Source organism: Streptomyces sp. DSM 42067, assembly GCF_055792885.1.
This window is the reverse complement of the sequence record NZ_CM147706.1, coordinates 6,505,231-6,518,769: the sequence shown is the minus strand read 5'-3', so window position 1 is coordinate 6,518,769 and position 13,539 is coordinate 6,505,231. Positions and strand designations below refer to the sequence as shown.

At 69.5% G+C, this 13,539-nt stretch carries 15 protein-coding genes, 5 tRNA genes and 1 pseudogene; 6 read left to right on the top strand and 15 right to left on the bottom strand.

Annotated features, from left to right (window positions below; all coding sequences use genetic code 11):
* The first annotated feature begins 101 nt into the window (after positions 1 to 101).
* On the top strand, positions 102 to 287 hold the full coding sequence (gene rpmB / locus ACSMXV_RS29605; RefSeq protein ID WP_003957616.1) for a 50S ribosomal protein L28: 186 nt from the start codon (positions 102 to 104) through the stop codon (positions 285 to 287).
* A 173-nt stretch (positions 288 to 460) separates the two neighbouring features.
* Here rpmB and thiD read toward each other — a convergent pair whose 3' ends face one another.
* On the bottom strand, positions 461 to 1,276 hold the full coding sequence (gene thiD / locus ACSMXV_RS29600; RefSeq protein WP_473174224.1) for a bifunctional hydroxymethylpyrimidine kinase/phosphomethylpyrimidine kinase: 816 nt from the start codon (positions 1,274 to 1,276) through the stop codon (positions 461 to 463).
* A 10-nt stretch (positions 1,277 to 1,286) separates the two neighbouring features.
* Positions 1,287 to 2,258 carry a thiamine-phosphate kinase gene (locus ACSMXV_RS29595; RefSeq protein ID WP_473174223.1) on the bottom strand — a complete coding sequence of 324 codons (972 nt, stop codon included), beginning with the start codon at positions 2,256 to 2,258 and terminating at the stop codon, positions 1,287 to 1,289.
* A 235-nt stretch (positions 2,259 to 2,493) separates the two neighbouring features.
* Here ACSMXV_RS29595 and ACSMXV_RS29590 point away from each other — a divergent pair, with 235 nt between their 5' ends.
* Together ACSMXV_RS29590 and ACSMXV_RS29585 are read left to right on the top strand one after the other, a co-directional pair.
* Complete coding sequence (locus tag ACSMXV_RS29590) at positions 2,494 to 2,727, top strand: Lrp/AsnC family transcriptional regulator (protein WP_003997603.1); 234 nt, start codon at positions 2,494 to 2,496, stop codon at positions 2,725 to 2,727.
* A gap of 20 nt (positions 2,728 to 2,747) precedes the next feature.
* Positions 2,748 to 3,230 carry a DUF3515 domain-containing protein gene (locus tag ACSMXV_RS29585; RefSeq protein WP_473174222.1) on the top strand — a complete coding sequence of 161 codons (483 nt, stop codon included), beginning with the start codon at positions 2,748 to 2,750 and terminating at the stop codon, positions 3,228 to 3,230.
* Positions 3,231 to 3,248: 18 nt separating this feature from the next.
* On the opposite strand, the gene ACSMXV_RS29580 is transcribed toward ACSMXV_RS29585, so the two are convergent.
* The 3 genes and pseudogenes from ACSMXV_RS29580 to ACSMXV_RS29570 form a co-directional block, all read right to left on the bottom strand.
* Positions 3,249 to 4,421: a D-alanine--D-alanine ligase family protein gene (locus tag ACSMXV_RS29580; protein WP_473174221.1), complete on the bottom strand. Its 1,173-nt coding sequence runs from the start codon at positions 4,419 to 4,421 to the stop codon at positions 3,249 to 3,251.
* 127 nt (positions 4,422 to 4,548) lie between these two features.
* Positions 4,549 to 5,558, bottom strand: a pseudogene (locus ACSMXV_RS29575) (NAD(P)H-dependent glycerol-3-phosphate dehydrogenase).
* Positions 5,555 to 6,400: a lysophospholipid acyltransferase family protein gene (locus ACSMXV_RS29570; RefSeq protein ID WP_473174220.1), complete on the bottom strand. Its 846-nt coding sequence runs from the start codon at positions 6,398 to 6,400 to the stop codon at positions 5,555 to 5,557. The pseudogene ACSMXV_RS29575 and the gene ACSMXV_RS29570 overlap by 4 nt, the downstream one beginning before the upstream one ends.
* A 284-nt stretch (positions 6,401 to 6,684) precedes the next feature.
* On the opposite strand from ACSMXV_RS29570, the gene cofC reads away from it, so the two are divergent.
* Together cofC and ACSMXV_RS29560 are read left to right on the top strand one after the other, a co-directional pair.
* Complete coding sequence (cofC, locus tag ACSMXV_RS29565) at positions 6,685 to 7,320, top strand: 2-phospho-L-lactate guanylyltransferase (RefSeq protein ID WP_473174219.1); 636 nt, start codon at positions 6,685 to 6,687, stop codon at positions 7,318 to 7,320.
* Positions 7,321 to 7,363: 43 nt separating this feature from the next.
* Complete coding sequence (locus tag ACSMXV_RS29560; protein ID WP_351294604.1) at positions 7,364 to 7,567, top strand: hypothetical protein; 204 nt, start codon at positions 7,364 to 7,366, stop codon at positions 7,565 to 7,567.
* Positions 7,568 to 7,640: 73 nt separating this feature from the next.
* Here the strand turns inward: ACSMXV_RS29560 and ACSMXV_RS29555 are convergent, their stop codons facing one another.
* The 4 genes from ACSMXV_RS29555 to leuC all read right to left on the bottom strand — a co-directional run bounded on the left by ACSMXV_RS29555 (position 7,641) and on the right by leuC (position 11,004).
* On the bottom strand, positions 7,641 to 8,255 hold the full coding sequence (locus tag ACSMXV_RS29555; protein WP_181655674.1) for an HU family DNA-binding protein: 615 nt from the start codon (positions 8,253 to 8,255) through the stop codon (positions 7,641 to 7,643).
* A gap of 146 nt (positions 8,256 to 8,401) precedes the next feature.
* Positions 8,402 to 8,629: an SCO5555 family protein gene (locus ACSMXV_RS29550; RefSeq protein WP_473174218.1), complete on the bottom strand. Its 228-nt coding sequence runs from the start codon at positions 8,627 to 8,629 to the stop codon at positions 8,402 to 8,404.
* Between the two features lie 350 nt (positions 8,630 to 8,979).
* Positions 8,980 to 9,573, bottom strand: coding sequence for a 3-isopropylmalate dehydratase small subunit (gene leuD, locus ACSMXV_RS29545; RefSeq protein WP_473174217.1), 594 nt, complete (start codon positions 9,571 to 9,573; stop codon positions 8,980 to 8,982).
* Positions 9,574 to 9,579: 6 nt separating this feature from the next.
* Positions 9,580 to 11,004 (bottom strand): 3-isopropylmalate dehydratase large subunit, encoded by a 1,425-nt coding sequence (gene leuC, locus ACSMXV_RS29540; protein ID WP_473174216.1) that lies wholly within the window; start codon positions 11,002 to 11,004, stop codon positions 9,580 to 9,582.
* Between the two features lie 216 nt (positions 11,005 to 11,220).
* Here leuC and ndgR point away from each other — a divergent pair, with 216 nt between their 5' ends.
* On the top strand, positions 11,221 to 11,937 hold the full coding sequence (gene ndgR, locus ACSMXV_RS29535) for an IclR family transcriptional regulator NdgR (RefSeq protein ID WP_026278050.1): 717 nt from the start codon (positions 11,221 to 11,223) through the stop codon (positions 11,935 to 11,937).
* A 204-nt stretch (positions 11,938 to 12,141) separates the two neighbouring features.
* On the opposite strand, the gene ACSMXV_RS29530 is transcribed toward ndgR, so the two are convergent.
* From ACSMXV_RS29530 to ACSMXV_RS29505, 6 genes are all read right to left on the bottom strand, one after another.
* Positions 12,142 to 12,214, bottom strand: a tRNA-Glu gene (locus ACSMXV_RS29530).
* Positions 12,215 to 12,242: 28 nt separating this feature from the next.
* Positions 12,243 to 12,314 (bottom strand) — tRNA-Gln (locus ACSMXV_RS29525).
* 20 nt (positions 12,315 to 12,334) lie between these two features.
* A tRNA-Glu gene (locus ACSMXV_RS29520) sits at positions 12,335 to 12,407 on the bottom strand.
* Positions 12,408 to 12,493: 86 nt separating this feature from the next.
* Positions 12,494 to 12,566: transfer RNA gene (locus ACSMXV_RS29515), tRNA-Glu, on the bottom strand.
* A 39-nt stretch (positions 12,567 to 12,605) separates the two neighbouring features.
* Positions 12,606 to 12,677: transfer RNA gene (locus tag ACSMXV_RS29510), tRNA-Gln, on the bottom strand.
* 89 nt (positions 12,678 to 12,766) lie between these two features.
* Entirely contained in the window at positions 12,767 to 13,492 is a 726-nt protein-coding gene (locus tag ACSMXV_RS29505; protein WP_473174215.1) for an HAD family hydrolase, read from the bottom strand.
* Positions 13,493 to 13,539: the final 47 nt, after the last annotated feature.

Sequence of the window (13,539 nt, the reverse complement as noted above, 5' to 3'; positions counted from 1 at the left end):
GATACGCATCGGGCCTTTACCCCTGGCAACGCCACTCAGATCACTGATCCCGGCATGCCGGGATTCAACCGTAAGTGCATCTGAAGTCTTTGGAGTGACCCGTGGCTGCCAACTGCGACGTCTGCGGCAAGGGGCCGGGCTTCGGCAACAACATTTCCCACTCGCACCGCCGTACGTCTCGTCGCTGGAACCCCAACATCCAGCGCGTGCGTGCCGTGGTCGGTCGGACGCCGAAGCGGCTCAACGTCTGCACCTCGTGCATCAAGGCCGGCAAGGTCTCGCGCTGACGTAGTGCTAGCGCGGCCACCTCGCTGGTTGCTGCAGGGCCGGTTCCATCTCCTGGTGGAACCGGCTTTTTGCATGCCCGGCATGTCGGCCATGCCGGGCACGGCGGCACCGTCCCCCGCGGGCTTGCTGGTGATCCGGGATCTGACGGACGTTGCCGACGCGGTGGCATCCACTACACGGCCCTGAACCGCCAGCCGTGATCCACCGGCCCGATCCCGCCGCCCAGCGCGAACCCGCCGGCGATGGCCCCGGTGACGTACTCCTTGGCCGCAGCGACCGCCTCCGGCACCGACTGCCCCTTCGCGAGTCCCGACGCGATCGCGCTGGCGAGGGTGCAGCCCGTGCCGTGCGTGTGCCGGTTGTCCAGCCGCGTGGCGCGCAGCCAGTGCTCCTCCGAGCCGTCAGTCAGGAGGTCCACCGCGTCCACCGCCTCACCGCTGAGGTGACCGCCTTTGATGACCACCCAGCGGGCGCCGTACGCGAGAACGGCGCCCGCCGCCCGCCGCATGTCGTCCTCCGATTCCACGCGCACACCCGTGAGTTGGGCCACCTCGTCGAGGTTCGGCGTGGCGACGGTCGCGGTCGGCAGCAGCTTCGTACGGACCGAGTCGAGCGCGGACGCGGCCAGCAGCGGGTCGCCGTGCTTGGAGACGCCGACGGGGTCGACGACCACCGGGGCCTCCGTGTCCGCGAGGAGCTCCGCGACGGTCTCCACCAGCTCGGCCGACGACAGCATGCCGGTCTTGACTGCCTGGACGCCGATGTCGTCGACGACGCTGCGGTACTGGGCCCGCACGGCCTCTGCCGGCAGCTCCCAAGCGCCTTGCACGCCGAGGGAGTTCTGCGCGGTCACGGCGGTCAGCACGCTCATGCCGTGCGCACCGAGGGCGAGCATCGTCTTCAGGTCGGCCTGGATGCCCGCGCCACCTCCGGAGTCGGAACCGGCGACGGTCAGCACTCGGGGAAGCGCTCGCGATGGTGTGTGCATGGGCCCGACGCTATCGCCCGCCCTCGATGTCCCCGAAGTGGTCCCAGCCACCCTTGCTGGTCCAGGGCGCCCCGTCCACCGTCACTTGCGGCATCGCGGAGGGATTGAGCACTTCGCCGATCACCTTCCAGCGGGCGGGCAGCTTCACGTCCGGCGGGAAGGTCGCCACGATGGCGTGGTCCTCGCCGCCGGTGAGCACCCACTGCAGCGGGTCGACACCGACGGCCTGTCCGATGTCGTTCATCTGCGAGGGGATGTCGAGCGCGCCGGAGCGGACGTCGATGCGCACCTTGCTGGCCTCGGCGATGTGCCCGAGGTCGGCGATCAGACCGTCGCTGACGTCGGTCATCGAGGTGGCGCCGAGCCCGGCGGCCGCGGGGCCCGCGTGGTAGGGCGGTTCGGGCCGCCGATGGGCCTCGACGAACGCGCGGGGCGACCGGAAGCCGCGGGAGAGCACGGCGTATCCGGCAGCGGACCAGCCGAGCCAGCCCGTCACGGCGACCACGTCACCGGGCTGGGCACCGGCACGGGTCACCGGCTCGTGGCCGCGCATGTCGCCGAGCGCGGTGATCGCGATGGTGATGGTCTCGCCGCGTACGACATCGCCGCCCACCACGGCGGCGCCCGCGACCTGGCACTCGTCCCGCAGCCCGTCCATCAGCTCGACCGGCCAGGCGGCCGGGAGCTCGGCGGGGACGACCAGGCCGAGCAGCAGTGCGGTCGGTACGGCGCCCATCGCGGCGATGTCCGCGAGGTTCTGCGCGGCCGCCTTGCGGCCGACGTCGTACGCGGTGGACCAGTCGCGGCGGAAGTGCCGTCCCTCCAGCAGGACGTCCGTACTGGCCACCACCCTGCGGTCCGGTGCCGCCACCACCGCTGCGTCGTCGCCCGGCCCGAGCCGTACGGCCGGGGTGGAGGTGAGCCGGGAGGTGAGCTCCCTGATGAGCCCGAACTCCCCCAGCTCGCCCACGGTTCCCTTCACCGCGGATCACCTTGCCCTTTCACAAATGCCCCGTTCATTCCGAAAGCCCCGTCCCGGCGTGCGGTCGCGTGCCGTCACCGTCCTGGGTACGGTCGACGTGTCCGCCCACCTGTGCTGTCCGTGCACCTCCGGTGTGCACGCCACAGCCTCCGCGGGTCTCCCCGCAGCGAGCAGCGACGCGATACCGTGGCGTCCCTTCTCCCCACATGATCCTCGTGGCCGCCCTGGAGGTTCCGTGGTACAGGCGTACATCCTGATCCAGACGGAGGTCGGCAAGGCCTCGACCGTCGCCGAGACGATCTCCAAGATCCCGGGGGTGATCCAGGCCGAGGACGTGACCGGACCGTACGACGTGATCGTGCGCGCACAGGCCGACACCGTCGACGACCTCGGTCGCATGGTGGTCGCGAAGGTCCAGCAAGTGGACGGCATCACCCGCACCCTGACCTGCCCGGTCGTGCACCTCTAGCCCCCGTCTACCCTTGGCCGGTGAACATCTTCCTTCACCGGCTCATCGGCCTGCCCGCGCTCGCACTGCTCGCCGCCACGGGCTGCTCCTCAGCAGACGACACGGCGACAGCCGTGGTTCCCTCCCCGGACGCGAAGGTCACCGAGCTGTGCCGGAACCTGGACAAGGTGCTGCCGAAGAAGGTGGACGGCTTCGACCGGAAGGATCCGGAGCCCGTGTCCGCGCTGACCGCGGGCTGGGGAAGCCCGGCGATCATACTGCGCTGCGGTGTCGAGCGGCCCGCCGAGATGCTCGACCCGGAAGCGTCCACGACGGAGGTGAACGGCGTGGGCTGGCTGGTGCAGGAGCACGACGACGGCTCCTACGTCTTCACCACGGGCCTGCGCACGGCGTACGTGGAGGTGCGGCTCAGCAAGCAGCAGGCCGCGAAGAGCGGCGCCGGTCCGCTCGTCGACTTCGCGAAGCCCATCAAGAAGGCGATCCCCGAAGGGATCGCCGACTAGATCATCTCGGAAAGCGCGTCAGCGCAGCCCGGTCGAACGCCTGAGTGCCGCCTGGATCAGCAGATCCACCAGCTCCTGGTAGGCGACTCCGCTCTCCTGCCACATCCGCGGGTACATGGAGATCGGCGTGAAACCGGGCATCGTGTTGATCTCGTTGATCACGAACTTCCCGTCCTCGGTGAGGAAGAAGTCCGCGCGCACCAGCCCCTCGCAGGACGCGGCCTCGAAGGCCTCGACGGCGAGCCGCTGCACCTCGGCGGTCTGCTCGTCGGTCAGCGGGGCGGGCACGATGCCGGAGGCGGAGTCGATGTACTTCGCCTCGAAGTCGTAGAAGTCGTGCGACTGCACGGGCGGGATCTCGGCGGGCACGCTCGCACGCGGGCCGTCCTCGAACTCCAGCACCCCGCACTCGATCTCACGGCCACGCAGCAGCGCCTCGACGAGGATCTTGGGGTCGTGGCGCTGCGCCTCCTCGATGGCCTCGTCGAGGCCCTCGAAGGCGTCGACCTTGGTGATGCCGATCGAAGAGCCCGCGCGCGCGGGCTTGATGAACAGCGGCCAGCCGTGTTCGCCCGCGAACTCCGCGATCCTCTTGCGGGCGGCGGACTCGTCACGCTCCCACTCGCGCGGGCGGATCACCAGATACGGGCCGACGGGCAGCCCGAAGGAGGTGAAGACCCGCTTCATGTACTCCTTGTCCTGGCCGACGGCGGACGCGAGCACGCCCGAACCGACGTAAGGAGTTCCGGAGAGCTCCAGAAGCCCCTGGAGAGTGCCGTCCTCGCCGTACGGGCCGTGCAGCATCGGGAAGACGACGTCCACCTCGCCGAGGGCCTTGGGCACGGATCCGGGTTCGCTGTAGACCACTTCGCGGGTCGAGGGGTCGACGGGGAGCACGACGCCCCCCTCGGCCGACTCGGCGAGGTGCTCCACGTCGGGCACCTGCCGGTCCGTGATGGCCATCCGCTCAGGCTCGTCGGCGGTGAGCGCCCAGCGGCCCTCCCGCGTGATGCCGATGGGCAGGACGTCGTACTTCGTACGGTCGATGGCGCGCAGTACGGCCCCCGCGGTGACGACCGAGATGCCGTGCTCGGAACTTCGGCCGCCGAAGACGACAGCCACGCGCGGCTTGCGGGATTCCCCTCCTGGCGTGGAGCGGACCGGGCTCTGGGTGGAGTACTCGCTGCTCATATCGCGATGAGCGTACCTGCTGGTAGTCCTCGAGTCAGCGCCCGACGGGCCCTGTCGCTCAGCGTTGCCGCCGCCTGGCGCAGCGCGAAGTCGCGGGTACTGCCCGGGCCTCGCGCCACGCCATGTATCAGCGCCGTTCGGGCTTCGCGCTGCGCGACATCAGCTCCTTGAGGGCCACCATCGCGGCTTTCCCTCGTGGACGATGCCGACCACGGTCTCCGTGATGGGCATGTCGACGCCGTGCCGGCGTGCCAGATCCAGCACCGACTCGCAGGACTTGACGCCCTCGGCCGTCTGCTTGGTGACCGCGATGGTCTCCTCCAGGGTCATGCCCTTGCCGAGGTTGGTGCCGAAGGTGTGGTTGCGGGACAGCGGCGACGAGCAGGTCGCCACCAGGTCGCCCAGGCCCGCGAGTCCGGAGAAGGTCATGGGGTCGGCGCCCATCGCGAGGCCGAGTCGGGTCGTCTCGGCGAGTCCGCGGGTGATGAGGGAGCCCTTGGCGTTGTCGCCGAGGCCCATGCCGTCGGCGATGCCGACGGCGAGTCCGATCACGTTCTTGACGGCGCCGCCGAGTTCGCAGCCGATGACGTCGGTATTGGTGTACGGCCGGAAGTACGGCGTGTGGCAGGCGGCCTGGAGGCGCTGGGCGACCGATTCGTCGCGGCAGGCGACAACCGCGGCCGCGGGCTGGCGGGCGGCTATCTCCCGGGCGAGGTTGGGCCCGGTGACGACGGCGATCCGCTCGGCGCCCACCTTGGTGACGTCCTCGATGACCTCGCTCATCCGCATCGCGGAGCCGAGTTCCACGCCCTTCATCAGGGAGACGAGGACGGTGTCGGCGGCCAGCAGAGGCGCCCATGCGGCGAGATTGCCGCGGAGTGTCTGCGAGGGCACGGCGAGCACCGTGAAGTCGGCGCCGGCCGCGGCCTCGGCCGGGTCGGTGGTGGCCCGCAGGTTCTCGGGGAGTTCGACGCCCGGCAGATAGTCGGGGTTGGTGCGCGTGGAGTTGACCGCGTCCGCGAGTTCGGCGCGACGCCCCCACAGGGTGACGTCGCATCCGGCGTCGGCGAGCACCATGCCGAAGGCCGTGCCCCAGGATCCGGTCCCGAAGACGGCCGCCTTGACGGAGTTCGTCACTTGGCGTCCTCCGCATCGCCGTTGCCGCCGGTCTTCGCGGTCCGGCTGTCGTCGCCCGCGTCGGCGGCTTCGCCGGTGGCCTGCCCGGGGACCTCACCGCGGACGGCGCCTCTCGTCGCCCTGCGCCGCTGCTCGATCCGTACGATGCGCGGGTCGTAGGGCGTCGCGGGGGCCTTCTCGCCGCGAAGCTCCTCGAGCAGCGCGGTGATCGCGGCCATGATGACCTCAGTGGCCTCCTTGAGGACCTCGGGGGTCATCTCCTTGTCGTAGAAACGCGAGAGGTCCACGGGCGGCCCGGCGAGCACGTGGTGGGTCTTGCGGGGCAGCAGGTCCGGCTTCTTGGCGTACGGCGGAAGCAGCAGGTTGGCGCCCCACTGGGCGACGGGGATGACCGGGCACTTCGTCTTCAGGGCGACGCGGGCGGCGCCGGTCTTGCCGGTCATCGGCCACTGGTCGGGGTCGCGGGTGAGGGTGCCCTCAGGATAGAAGGCGACGCACTCGCCCCGCTCGACAGCCTCGATAGCGGCCCGGAAGGCACTGAGCGCATCCGTGCTCTCGCGGTAGACGGGGATCTGTCCGGTGCCGCGCATCATGGTGCCCACGAAACCCTTTTTGAAAAGGCCGTGCTTGGCCAGGAATCGCGGAACACGACCCGTGTTGTACTGGAAATGGGCATATGCGAACGGGTCCACATGGGAATTGTGGTTCACCGCCGTGATAAATCCGCCCTCGGCCGGAATATTCTCCATTCCGCGCCAGTCCCGCTTGATCAGAACCACCAGCGGCGGTTTGCAGATGACCGCTGCCAGGCGGTACCAGAAGCCGATTCTGCGGCGGGACACTCGGACACCTTCCTCTAGGACCTGGTCGGCCGCACAAGTGTCGCTCCAGGCCGCCGGTCTGTCGAGAACACCGTACGCCCACCCTCCTCCGAGGCCGCCAGGGCGTGGCGTACGTCATCTCCGCGCCGCCGCCGCTGCCCGCCGGACCCGGTCCTCTGCCCTCTCCCGGAGAAACGGACCCGCTGTTCTCCTCGCGCCGGAGCGGTCCACCGTTCTCGCCCTCGGCACGGTCACCGCTGCACAGCAGGCCACAATGGGGCCGAAAACGAAGGGACGGAGCGCTGGTGCAGTGGACTCTGGTGATACCGCTGAAGCCCCTGGCACGGGCCAAGAGCAGACTCTCGGACACGGCCGGCGACGGGCTGCGGCCGTCCCTCGCGCTCGCCTTCGCCCAGGACACGGTGGCCGCGGCAGCGGTCTGTCCCGCGGTGCTGGATGTGGTGGTCGTCACGGATGACCGTCTCGCCGCGCGCGAGCTCGCGGAGCTGGGAGCCCGGATCGTGCCGGACTCTCCCGGTGCGGGTCTCAACGCCGCCCTGGCGCACGGAGCTGCGGCGGCGCGCGCGGCCCGCGCGGACGCCCCCGTCGCCGCTCTCAACGCGGACCTCCCCGCGCTGCGCAGCGCGGAATTGGCCCGGGTCCTGGCGGCCGCCGCACTGTTTCCCCGGTCTTTTCTCCCGGATGCGGCGGGCATCGGCACCACATTGCTGTCGGCACTCGCCGGCACGGAATTGCGCCCCGCATTCGGCGGCGAATCCCGTGCCCGGCACGCGGCTTCCGGGGCGGTGGAACTCCGTCTCGACCGCGTCGACTCGGTGCGCCGGGACGTGGACACCGGCGACGATCTGCGGGCCGCGCTGGCGCTCGGCGTCGGCCCGCGCACGGCCGCGGCCGCGGCCCGGCTGCTGATCGCGGACTGAGCCGCCCCACGGTGTCCCGCCCCAAGTCGCCTACGCTTCCCTCATGCAGGCGACCTCGTACACGTACGACCCCGAAACCCGCAGCGGCAGCGTGCTGCTGGACGACGGCACCCCGGTGCCCTTCGACGCCCCGGCGTTCGACGCGGGCGGCCTCCGGCTGCTGCGGCCGGGACAGCGCGTGCGTATCGAGGTGGAGGGCGAGGGCGAGGCCCGCCGCATCACACTGATCACACTCGCCACACTCTGACCAGCACATACCACGGGCCGGGCTCCCTCGGGGAGCTCGGCCCGGTGCGTGGTGCGTGAATACCCAGTGCCCGTCAGCGGGCAGTGGTCTTCTTGGCGGTGGTCTTGCGCGCCGTGGACTTCTTGGCCGGCGCGGTCTTCTTGGCCGCCGTCTTCTTCGCGGTGGTCTTCTTGGCGGTGGTCTTCTTGGCCGCCGCCTTCTTCGCCGTGGTCTTCTTCGCGGTCGTCTTCTTTGCCGCGGCCTTGGCCGGCGCGGCCTTCTTCGCAGGCGTGACCTTCTTCGCCGTGACCTTGCGTGCCGGCGCCTTCTTGGCGGCGGCCTTCTTGGTTGCGGCCTTCTTCGCGGCCGCTCCGACCTGGAGACTCCCCTTGGGGGCCTTCTTGACGGCCACCTCGCCACCTCGGGGCAGCTTCTTGGTGCCGCTCACCAGGTCCTTGAACCCCTGCCCCGCACGGAAGCGCGGAACCGAGGTCTTCTTGACCCGCACACGCTCACCGGTCTGCGGGTTGCGGGCGTACCGGGCCGGCCGGTCGACCTTCTCGAACGAGCCGAAGCCGGTGACAGAAATCCGCTCACCGGCGACGACAGCACGGACGATGGCGTCGAGTACCGCGTCGACGGCGTCGGCGGCCTGCTGACGCCCGCCGACCTTGTCGGCAATCGCTTCTACGAGCTGCGCCTTGTTCACGTCTTCCCCTTCGGAGACATCGCCGGAACGAAAGTGTTCAAGCTTTTTCGCACGTTAGGCAGATATATACCGCAAATCAAACACGAAACGGGCTAATCACCCTTGTGCCGCAACGAACTCGGCGTCATGGAGTTGGGGCTTGATGCTCAGACGTCTTCGGGGAAACGACCCGCGTCGAGGTCCGCCGTCAATCGCTCCAGACGCCTTGCCGCATCGGCGAGATCGTGTTTGGCCGCGGCCGTAATGACCAGCAGCTTCCGGGTCAGCGCCATCCGTACGCCCTCCGGGACTTGCAGTGCGCGCACCCTTGCGTGCGCTTCCTTCAGCCGGGCCGCGACCACCTCGTAAAGCTCGAGTTGGCTGTCGCGGTCCATGCACCGATTGTGCCATCTGGGGCGAGTTGTCGCCTGCGCAGGGGGCAACTACCCTGCCGAGCCGCCTTTCCGGCACCTCCCCACAAGCACCGCCTTTCCCGTGGAAGCCGTCTCTACTCCCCTTTTCCACAGGCGAGTTGACACCATCCGTACGGCCCGTCCGGGCTCCGGCGGACCCCGGAGGGCCCCGGAAACGGGCATAAAGATGTACCCCCAACCGTGAACGGTCGGGGGTACATCTGGGTCCTGCGTGAGGGCCGGCGCCGCGGTCGGATGCGGCCGAGGGGCCGGTTCGGGAGCCGCTTGCGCCCCGGAGCAGCCTCTGCCGGGACCAGTCGGCCCGGTGGGCCTCAGACCTGCAGCGTCCGCGGCTTGTACGAGGGACGCTTGGCCTCGTACGCCGAGATGTCGCCCTCGTTCTGCAGCGTGATGCTGATGTCGTCGAGGCCGTTCAGCAGCCGCCAGCGTGCGTTCTCGTCCAGCTCGAACGCGGCGGTGATGCCCTCGGCGCGCACCTCGCGGGCCTCGAGGTCGACGGTGATCTCCGCCGTCGGGTCCTGCTCGGTCAGCTCCCACAGGGCGTCCACGATCTTCTGCTCCAGAACCACCGTGAGCAGGCCGTTCTTGAGCGAATTGCCGCGGAAGATGTCGGCGAACCGCGAGGAGATGACGGTCTTGAAGCCGTAGTTCTGCAGTGCCCAGACGGCGTGCTCGCGCGAGGAACCCGTACCGAAGTCGGGACCCGCGACCAGCACCGTGGCGCCCTGCCGCTCGGGGCGGTTCAGCACGAACTCGGGGTCCTTGCGCCAGGCCTCGAAGAGCCCGTCCTCGAACCCGTCACGGGTGACCTTCTTCAGCCAGTGGGCGGGGATGATCTGGTCGGTGTCGACGTTGCTGCGGCGCAGCGGGACGGCCCGGCCGGTGTGCGTGGTGAAAGCTTCCATGATTGCTCAGACTCCGGCGGTCACGGGGGCGTCGGACAGGTCGGCGGGTGAAGCCAGGTGGCCGGTGACCGCGGTGGCGGCGGCGACCTGGGGCGAGACCAGGTGCGTACGCCCGCCCTTGCCCTGCCGGCCCTCGAAGTTGCGGTTGGAGGTGGACGCGGAGCGCTCGCCGGGCGCGAGTTGGTCCGGGTTCATGCCGAGGCACATGGAGCAGCCCGCGTGCCGCCATTCGGCGCCGGCCTCCTTGAAGACCACGTCGAGGCCCTCTTCGACAGCCTGCAGACCGACCCGCGCGGAGCCGGGAACGACCAGCATCCGTACGCCGTCGGCGACTTTGCGGCCGCGCAGGATGCCGGCTGCCGAGCGCAGGTCCTCGATACGGCCGTTGGTGCAGGAGCCTACGAAGACGGTGTCGACCTTGATGTCACGCAGCGGCTGCCCGGCGCTCAACCCCATGTATTCCAGGGCCTTTTCGGCGGCCAGGCGCTCCGAAGCGTCCTCGTACGAAGCGGGGTCGGGGACGTTCGCCGACAGGGGCGCGCCCTGGCCGGGGTTGGTACCCCAGGTGACGAACGGCGACAGAGAGTCGGCGTCGATGAAGACCTCGGCGTCGAAGACCGCGTCGTCGTCCGTCTTCAGGGTCTTCCAGTACTCGACGGCGGCGTCCCAGTCCTCGCCCTCGGGGGCGTGGGCGCGGCCCTTGATGTACTCGAAGGTGGTCTCGTCGGGGGCGATCATGCCCGCGCGCGCACCGGCCTCGATGGACATGTTGCAGATGGTCATCCGGGCCTCCATCGAGAGCTTCTCGATGGCGGAGCCGCGGTACTCCAGGATGTAGCCCTGGCCGCCACCCGTACCGATCTTGGCGATGATCGCGAGGATCAGATCCTTCGCGGTGACGCCGTCGGGCAGTTCGCCCTCGACCGTGATCGCCATGGTCTTCGGACGGGCCAGCGGCAGCGTCTGGGTGGCCAGCACGTGCTCGACCTGCGAGGTGCCGATACCGAACGCCAGCGCACCGAAGGCGCCGTGGGTGGAGGTGTGCGAGTCACCGCAGACGACGGTCGTGCCGGGCTGGGTCAGACCCAGCTGCGGGCCGACCACGTGGACGACGCCCTGCTCGATGTCGCCGAGGGGGTGCAGCCGTACGCCGAATTCGGCGCAGTTCTTGCGCAGCGTCTCCAGCTGGGCGCGGGAGACGGGGTCCGCGATGGGCTTGTCGATGTCGAGGGTCGGGGTGTTGTGATCCTCGGTGGCGATGGTCAGGTCGAGCCTGCGCACCTGGCGACCGCTCTTACGGAGGCCGTCGAAGGCCTGGGGGCTGGTCACCTCGTGCAGCAGGTGCAGATCGATGAAGAGGAGGTCGGGCTCGCCCTCGGCGCGCCGGACGACATGGTCGTCCCAGACCTTCTCCGCGAGTGTCCTACCCATCGCTTTCCCTCCGGCCGGCGTTGCTGCCGACCCAACTAGAGATGTGAGCGCCTCCGCCCATGCCCCTCACAGGGCCCCCGCCGCTCGAGCGAAGTCGAGTGGGGGGAGGACTTCGGCCTGGGGCCCGTCGGTCGCCGGGCCGCTGCCACTCCAGAGTCGCAAGTTCCCCGGAAAATTGAACTTGCGTTTCACAGAGTGAGACGCGAATATCGTTGCATGGACAACTCTAGCGGCGTCGGCGTTCTCGACAAGGCTGCTCTTGTTTTGAGCGCCCTGGAGTCCGGTCCGGCCACCCTCGCCGGGCTGGTCGCGGCGACAGGGCTCGCACGACCCACGGCACACCGCCTTGCCGTGGCACTGGAACACCACCGGATGGTGGCGAGGGACATGCAGGGCCGGTTCATCCTCGGGCCGCGGCTGGCCGAGCTGGCCGCGGCGGCGGGCGAGGACCGCCTCCTGGCCACGGCAGGACCGGTACTGACACATCTGCGTGACGTGACGGGAGAGAGCGCGCAGCTCTACCGCCGCCAGGGCGACATGCGCATCTGCGTGGCCGCCGCGGAGCGCCTCTCGGGCCTGCGGGACACGGTCCCGGTCGGCTCGACCCTCACGATGAAGGCCGGCTCGTCGGCCCAGATCCTGATGGCCTGGGAGGAGCCGGAGCGCCTGCACCGCGGCCTCCAGGGGGCCCGCTTCACGGCCACGGCCCTCTCGGGCGTACGCCGCAGGGGCTGGGCCCAGTCGATCGGTGAGCGCGAGCCGGGCGTGGCGTCGGTGTCGGCACCCGTCCGCGGGCCGTCCAACCGCGTGGTCGCCGCCGTCTCGGTATCCGGACCGATCGAGCGTCTGACCCGCCACCCCGGCCGTATGCACGCCCAGGCGGTCATCGATGCGGCCGCCCGCCTCTCCGAGGCCCTGCGCCGCTCCGGCTGACCCTGCACCACCACCAGTAACACCGTCTCACCCGCACAGATCGGCGGGCCGCCTCAGCGCCGCGGCCGCCCGCGATCACCACGCCGACCCCCACCCGCCTCTGCCAAGTCGCCGAGCCGGTAAGGGATGCAGGACAGTACGGGATGCCGAACGCCGTGAACGCCGATGGGCCCTCCGCCGAAGCGGAGGGCCCATCGCCCTGTGTACCCCCGACCGGATTCGAACCGGCGCTACCGCCTTGAGAGGGCGGCGTGCTAGGCCGCTACACAACGGGGGCGAGGATCTTGCGTTTCCGCAGATCCGAGCTGGTCTACCTGGACTCGAACCAAGACTAACTGAACCAGAATCAGTCGTGCTGCCAATTACACCATAGACCAATGTGGTTTAGACCAGTTTGTACCCCCGACCGGATTCGAACCGGCGCTACCGCCTTGAGAGGGCGGCGTGCTAGGCCGCTACACAACGGGGGCCTTGGCGATCCCACCCGACGTATCGCCGGGTGTTGTCACCGCGGGATCAACGGGAGCTACCCGATTGATCATGCGGGATGGATCAGTACCCCCGACCGGATTCGAACCGGCGCTACTGCCTTGAGAGGGCAGCGTGCTAGGCCGCTACACAACGGGGGCTTGCGGACGGGATCCGCGGGTGCAGATGAGCTCTGCGAGCTGGCCTACCTGGACTCGAACCAAGACTAACTGAACCAGAATCAGTCGTGCTGCCAATTACACCATAGGCCACTGGAAAACAAGCCCCTGTGGGGTTTGTTCTAGCTTGCGCCTCCGGTTCCCGGCCTTTCGGCTCGCTCCCCGGCGGCGCAGGAAGAACATTACCCGAAGGTGGACGGCGCTCCAAAACGGGTATCGGCGCGTAGCACCGCGGGAAGCTCGGCCAGGCTCGAGATCCGGTGCACCCCGGGCGGCGTCTGCAGGGCCACGCCGGTCCGGTCGAGCCAGATCCCCAGCATTCCGGCGTCGCGGGCGCCTCGGGCGTCGATCTCCGGCTGATCACCCACGTAGGCGATCTCCGCGGGTTCCAGCGCGAGTGCCGCGCACGCGGCGTGGAAGGCCTCAGCGGCCGGTTTCGAGACACCGAGCTCCACGGCGCAGAGCACGACCTCGAAGCGGTCGCGCACGCCGAGGGAGCGCAGCTTGCGTTCCTGGTGGACGGCGGCGGAGTTGGACAGGACGGCGTGCCGGTAGCTGCCGGCGAGCGCGTCCAGGGTGGGCACGGTGTCCGGGAAGAGCGACCACGCGGCCTCGTAGTGGGCCAGGTAGCGCTCGAACCAGGCATCGGCCTCGGCGTCGTCCATGTCCGCCCCGAAGAATTCCCGTACGCGGTCGCGGCGCTGCGTGAGGAAGTCCACCTCGCCCGCGCCGAAACGCGCCCAGTGGCGTTCGGTGATCTTCTTCCAGAGACCCAGGGCGCGCTCCGCCGTCCCGTGCCGGGTCAGCAGCCCCTCGGCGAGCAGATGCGCGTGCATGCCGGCGGTGTCCGCGCCCGCGTAGTCGAAGATCGTGTCGTCGATGTCCCAGAGCACGGCTTGGATCGGCATGAGACGACCGTACCGGCGACCCCGTTCTCGGCTGGGGGTTCGGGGGT

Coding starts and splice junctions, on each gene's coding strand:
- thiD (WP_473174224.1), bottom strand. CDS start 1,276: ATGCACACACCATCGCGAGCGCTTCCCCGAGTGCTGACCGTCGCCGGT.
- ACSMXV_RS29580 (WP_473174221.1), bottom strand. CDS start 4,421: ATGAGCAGCGAGTACTCCACCCAGAGCCCGGTCCGCTCCACGCCAGGA.
- ACSMXV_RS29560 (WP_351294604.1), top strand. CDS start 7,364: ATGCAGGCGACCTCGTACACGTACGACCCCGAAACCCGCAGCGGCAGC.
- ACSMXV_RS29550 (WP_473174218.1), bottom strand. CDS start 8,629: ATGGACCGCGACAGCCAACTCGAGCTTTACGAGGTGGTCGCGGCCCGG.
- leuD (WP_473174217.1), bottom strand. CDS start 9,573: ATGGAAGCTTTCACCACGCACACCGGCCGGGCCGTCCCGCTGCGCCGC.
- leuC (WP_473174216.1), bottom strand. CDS start 11,004: ATGGGTAGGACACTCGCGGAGAAGGTCTGGGACGACCATGTCGTCCGG.
- ndgR (WP_026278050.1), top strand. CDS start 11,221: ATGGACAACTCTAGCGGCGTCGGCGTTCTCGACAAGGCTGCTCTTGTT.
- ACSMXV_RS29505 (WP_473174215.1), bottom strand. CDS start 13,492: ATGCCGATCCAAGCCGTGCTCTGGGACATCGACGACACGATCTTCGAC.